Source organism: Polaromonas sp. (assembly GCF_030682935.1).
In the GTDB taxonomy this organism is placed as follows: Bacteria; Pseudomonadota; Gammaproteobacteria; order Burkholderiales; family Burkholderiaceae_C; genus Polaromonas.
Genome location: NZ_JAUXNA010000204.1, coordinates 1 through 3,979, shown reverse-complemented (window position 1 = coordinate 3,979; position 3,979 = coordinate 1). Strand labels below are relative to the sequence as shown.

Here is a 3,979-nt window from a genome sequence, read left to right as displayed (position 1 = left end):
ATTTTCATGTTCATGTTCATTTGGAAATCCTGTTCATAAAAACCTGAGCAAAATCGCTCCCCACTTACACCCTGTTGCGCCACTGCGGCATCACTGGAATGTCCTGAGCGCCTAAGCCTGAGCCCGTGACACGCCAGATCTTTTCAAACAGAGGCCACAAAGATCCTCTTTTCTGAAAAATCAAATTAATTAATTATGATATTAATTGTATCAATTCTCACACTTGATTTGTTGATGTCAACAAATCAACCGTAATTCACACCGCTGTGCAGGACGCAAAATCCTTGATAACGAGCGTTCATGCGGGTTTGTGCCGAATTGGGCTTGCTGCCCATCTGAGCAGGATTTGATACAGATCAAGTCTGACGCGGCGACACCCGGGCTGAGTGGCCGCTGTCAGCGCAAATGCTTGGCCAGCCTGGCGGCAAACAGCGTGGGAATGCTGACGCCGCGCCGCCCGGGAATCACGTCAAACGGCTCGCCGGCGCGCAGCGTGCCAGGCGTTTGCACCGCGAGGTAAAAGCCGCAAAAGCCGCTTTGCGCCATCAGCCGGGAGGCGCGCGCAAAGCCCATGGCGGCGTTGAATTTGTAACAGGGCTCGCGCGGCAGCGTGACCCTCAGTTCGCAGTTGGCAAATTGAGCACATCCCCGGCCCAGACATCGCTTTCAAGCAGCCCCTGGGCGAGCTGTGGCGCAATTTCGGCCCGCGCGTACAAACCGTTCGTAAAGTGGCGACACCGGGTCGCAATGGCCCGTGCTTTTGTGGCAGTGACAAGAAATACAAGAAGTGCCACGGCGCCTGAAATCCATTCACCAAGCTCAGTGGTAATCATCTTCAAGTTGGTGTCGAACAGCAGCGATCACAACGTTTTCGCTGTCGACGATCTCGAAAAGTGCTACATATCCAGCGCGGCCAAATGGAATGACCAGCTCACGCATGAAGGGGCTCTGACTCGCTTTGCGGCAAGTGAAAGGAGACGTGCGCAGGCTCGAAATGCCATTTTTTATCGCTTGCAGCGCCCTCTCGGCCAGCTCAAGATCGCCGTCGTTACGTTGGAGTTCGCGTTCCAGCACGAAATCGAACAATTGCTCCAGATCCTTGGCCGCCTCCAGCGTCAATCGAACGCGAAAGTTCACCGCTTGCTTTGGGCACTATTGGCCTTGGCGAAAGCAAGCTTGCGCTCCAGATTTCCGATCACGACATCGGCATCAACATAGTCGTCAGTGCGCTTGGCACTCTCCAGAGAAACAATGCCCCTGGCAATGAACTCATGCTGATTGCGTCGGCGCCGCACGCTTTCGCGCACTGAAGTTTCGACGAATTGAGACACAGATTCGTTGTCGCTCAACAGGGACTGGATTTCAGCCCGAAGCTCGGGCTTCACACGAACGGAAGGAAGGGTTGCGGTCTTCATTTGCAAATTGTAGTGCATTTGCGATGCAATGTTATCGCGCCGGCGCCCAAGGCAATACGGAAAGAAGTTGCGGCATCCGGCTCAATTCCAGCCGATCACGTCAAAGCCCTTTTCGCCCAGGCAGCGCTGGACAAAGCTGCGGTAAGGGAGGTAGAAATTGCAAAAGCGCCCGTTTCTCGTCATCGCGAGGCCGCAGGCCGTGGCGATCCATGTAGGAGTTTCCAACGCAGTGGATTGCCGCGCTGCGCTCACAATGACTAAACTGGTATGTTTGTAGTTTCCTGACACCTAACGGGTCAGGAATTCCGGCAGCGCAACTCAAAAAGGTAAAATCGCGGCAGTTCTAAAAAGCCCCCCTTCAGGAGTCACCATGTCGAGTTCAGCCCCCCACAGCGCCCACGCCTTGCCCAGCAGCCCCGCCCCTGCCGCAGAGCAAGACCCGGTGGAAGCCATCGTGCCGGTGATCCACATCGTGCTGCCCGTGGTGGGCGCCGTGCTGATGTTTTTGCTGGCCTTCATTGCCATCTACATGGCCTGAAGCCGTAGCCGTTGCATCCCCCGAAAGTCCGCAGCTTGCGGACTTTTTCATTGGCGGGTCCCAAAACGCACAAGAATGCAAACGCAAGCATCAAATCAGGACAAAACCCATAGTATACGGGCGTAAGCAGCTACTACATTAATAGCAATCTCAACGCCATGCCGGCCTCTACTGGTTTCCTCTCATGACCCCTCCCACCCCGATTCTGCAAGCCGACGCGCTTTCGTTCGGCTACCCCGGCCAGCCCCAGGGCCTGCTGTTTGACCAACTGTCCGTGCGCCTGCCGCCCGGCGTGAGTTGGCTCTGCGGCGATGAGGGCGTGGGCAAAACCACCCTGCTGCAGTTGCTGGCGGGCGCCGTGACGGGCAGCGGGCGAGTAGAGATCAACGGCGCGATACTGGACCCAGGCAGCGCTGCCCACCGCCAGCAGGTGGCCTGGTTCGACCCGCGCGATGCGGCGCTGGACTCGCACACGGCCCGCAAGATCTTCAGCAGCCTGCCCGAGCGCCACCCGGGCTTTGAGCCGGCCGCGCTGCAGGCCCATATCGAGGGCCTGTCGCTGGCGCCGCATCTGGACAAAGCGCTGTTCATGCTGTCCACCGGCTCCCGGCGCAAGGTTTTCATCGCGGCCGCCCTGGCCAGCCAGGCCACGGTCACGCTGCTCGACCAGCCCTTCATGGCGCTGGACCGCCCGTCCATCGACTACCTGCTGGGCGTGCTGGCAGAAGCGGCAAGGCACCCAAGCCGGGCCTGGGTGGTGGCCGATTACGTGGCGCCAGACGCTGTGGCGCTTGCGGCTGTGATTGAACTGGGAACTTGAGGCCCACCCAAACCCGGCGGCAACCTTGCCCATTCACTATTTGTTGAATTGCCGATTGCGGCCGCACTTTGACGGGCAAAGTGCGGCCCATGCGGCACATAACCCCATGCATGTTTTGCATATCTTTTGGGCGAAACCGTGAGGTAACCGCCCCTGATGTTCTTAAAATGGCTCTTCCGCCCACCCCGCGGAACCTGACCGGCACACCATCTACTGCTTTTCAACCCCTGGCGCTGCAGCACGTCCCCAGCGTGCAGCCCCGCTCACCGAGCCAGACCTGTTGGCTCGCCTGAGCGCCCTTTCGACAAACGTCCCGATGTCACGGTGCCTGCTGGTGCAGTGCCCGACGTTTACCGACATGGCGCTTTTTAACTTTGGAGTTTTTCGATGAACCAACCCGTGATGCAAGGGCTCAAGCTCAACACACCCCCCTACGTCAAGAACGCGAAGCTGATTGCCTGGGTCGCCGACATGGTGGCTTTGTGCAAACCAGACAACGTGTACTGGTGCGACGGCAGTGACGCTGAATACCAGCGCCTGTGCCAGCAGTTGGTGGAAGCCGGCACCTTCAAGAAACTCAACGAAGCCAAGCGCCCGAACAGTTTTCTGGCACAGAGCGACCCGAGCGACGTCGCCCGCGTCGAAGACCGCACCTACATCTGCTCGGCCCAAAAAGAAAACGCCGGCCCGACCAACAACTGGATGGCGCCCGCCGAGATGCGCAGCACGCTGCAGCCACTGTTTGATGGCTGCATGCGCGGCCGCACGATGTATGTGGTGCCGTTCAGCATGGGCCCGCTGGGCTCGCCGATTGCGCACATTGGCATTGAGCTGTCGGACAGCCCGTATGTGGCCGTCAACATGAAAATCATGACGCGCATGGGCAAGGCCGTGTTTGACGTGCTGGGTGTGGATGGCGACTTCGTGCCTTGCGTGCATACCGTGGGCGCGCCGCTGGCCGAAGGTCAGCAAGATGTGACCTGGCCGTGCAACAAGACCAAATACATCGTGCATTATCCCGAAACGCGCGAGATCTGGTCTTACGGCTCCGGTTACGGCGGCAACGCGCTGCTGGGCAAAAAATGTATTGCGCTGCGCATCGCCTCCACCATGGGCAAGCGCCAGGGCTGGCTGGCCGAGCACATGCTCATCCTGGGCGTGACCAACCCGCAGGGCAAGAAGTACCACGTGGCCGCGGCCTTCCCC

At 58.8% G+C, this 3,979-nt stretch carries 7 protein-coding genes; 4 read left to right on the top strand and 3 right to left on the bottom strand.

The window, feature by feature from the left end; translation table 11 throughout:
- Positions 1 to 396 precede the first annotated feature (396 nt).
- The gene (locus Q8K05_RS09585) at positions 397 to 609 is read right to left on the bottom strand and encodes an MOSC domain-containing protein (RefSeq protein WP_370868815.1); all 213 of its coding nucleotides are present in this window, start codon (positions 607 to 609) and stop codon (positions 397 to 399) included.
- A 119-nt stretch (positions 610 to 728) separates the two neighbouring features.
- Between Q8K05_RS09585 and Q8K05_RS18855 the strand changes: the two genes are divergently transcribed.
- Entirely contained in the window at positions 729 to 803 is a 75-nt protein-coding gene (locus Q8K05_RS18855; RefSeq protein ID WP_370868814.1) for an SEC-C metal-binding domain-containing protein, read from the top strand.
- A gap of 16 nt (positions 804 to 819) precedes the next feature.
- Here Q8K05_RS18855 and Q8K05_RS09575 read toward each other — a convergent pair whose 3' ends face one another.
- Both Q8K05_RS09575 and Q8K05_RS09570 read right to left on the bottom strand, forming a co-directional pair.
- Positions 820 to 1,137, bottom strand: a complete 318-nt coding sequence (locus Q8K05_RS09575; RefSeq protein ID WP_305246403.1) for a type II toxin-antitoxin system RelE/ParE family toxin — start codon at positions 1,135 to 1,137, stop codon at positions 820 to 822.
- Complete coding sequence (locus Q8K05_RS09570) at positions 1,134 to 1,415, bottom strand: YlcI/YnfO family protein (protein ID WP_305246402.1); 282 nt, start codon at positions 1,413 to 1,415, stop codon at positions 1,134 to 1,136. The genes Q8K05_RS09575 and Q8K05_RS09570 overlap by 4 nt, the downstream gene beginning before the upstream one ends.
- 370 nt (positions 1,416 to 1,785) lie before the next feature.
- On the opposite strand from Q8K05_RS09570, the gene Q8K05_RS09565 reads away from it, so the two are divergent.
- The 3 genes from Q8K05_RS09565 to Q8K05_RS09555 all read left to right on the top strand — a co-directional run.
- Entirely contained in the window at positions 1,786 to 1,953 is a 168-nt protein-coding gene (locus tag Q8K05_RS09565; RefSeq protein WP_305246401.1) for a hypothetical protein, read from the top strand.
- A 184-nt stretch (positions 1,954 to 2,137) separates the two neighbouring features.
- Complete coding sequence (locus Q8K05_RS09560; RefSeq protein ID WP_305246400.1) at positions 2,138 to 2,773, top strand: ATP-binding cassette domain-containing protein; 636 nt, start codon at positions 2,138 to 2,140, stop codon at positions 2,771 to 2,773.
- 387 nt (positions 2,774 to 3,160) lie between these two features.
- A partial coding sequence (locus Q8K05_RS09555) for a phosphoenolpyruvate carboxykinase domain-containing protein (RefSeq protein WP_305246399.1) occupies positions 3,161 to 3,979 on the top strand: 819 nt, incomplete at its 3' end.

Coding starts and splice junctions, on each gene's coding strand:
- Q8K05_RS09565 (WP_305246401.1), top strand. CDS start 1,786: ATGTCGAGTTCAGCCCCCCACAGCGCCCACGCCTTGCCCAGCAGCCCC.
- Q8K05_RS09560 (WP_305246400.1), top strand. CDS start 2,138: ATGACCCCTCCCACCCCGATTCTGCAAGCCGACGCGCTTTCGTTCGGC.
- Q8K05_RS09570 (WP_305246402.1), bottom strand. CDS start 1,415: ATGAAGACCGCAACCCTTCCTTCCGTTCGTGTGAAGCCCGAGCTTCGG.